Source organism: Marivita sp. (genome assembly GCF_051859345.1).
Taxonomy (GTDB): Bacteria; Pseudomonadota; Alphaproteobacteria; order Rhodobacterales; family Rhodobacteraceae; genus Marivita.
This window is the reverse complement of the sequence record NZ_JBHYFV010000117.1, coordinates 1-542: the sequence shown is the minus strand read 5'-3', so window position 1 is coordinate 542 and position 542 is coordinate 1. Positions and strand designations below refer to the sequence as shown.

Annotated in this window: 2 pseudogenes; both read right to left on the bottom strand. The window is 61.6% G+C overall.

The features are described from left to right. Positions 1-180: pseudogene (locus tag ACTIEN_RS22330) on the bottom strand (ATP-binding protein); the annotation flags it as partial. Beyond that, positions 170-542, bottom strand: a pseudogene (locus tag ACTIEN_RS22325) (IS21 family transposase); the annotation flags it as partial. The pseudogenes ACTIEN_RS22330 and ACTIEN_RS22325, both read right to left, overlap by 11 nt.

The following is a 542-nucleotide window of genomic DNA, read 5'->3' as shown; positions in this document are numbered from 1 at the left end:
GATTGACCGGACCTCGCGTTCGGCCAATTCGGCCTTGAGAAGTTGCGACAGAATCGGGATGGCGGCTTCAAAGGCCGGCGCGCCTTGCTCGATCAGATCGGTGACAGCCTGTGCCATGCCATACATCTTCAGGCTGCGGAGCATGATGACGATGGCTGCGGCAGCAGGGTCATGACGCATGACGGCCTCCAGTGATCTGGGAGCGCAGACCGTCATAGCGTTCGACATTGGCCTTGGGTTCACGGCGCAGGGCCAGTGCCTGTGGCGTATCCAGTGGCGGTCCGTCGATCACCTTGCCGTCGACCAATCGGTGCAACAGGTTCAGCACGTGGGTCTTGGTGGGCACACCCTCAGCCAAGGCAAATTCCACGGCGGTCAGCACGGCCTGTTCATCGTGGTGTAAGACAAGCGCAAGGATATCGACCATCTCGCGATCCCCACCGGGCTTGCGCAGCATGTGCTCCTGCAACTGTCTGAAGGCCGTCGGCAATTCCAGGAAGGGGGCCCCATTCCGGAGAGCCCCGGGCTTCCTCTGCACGACT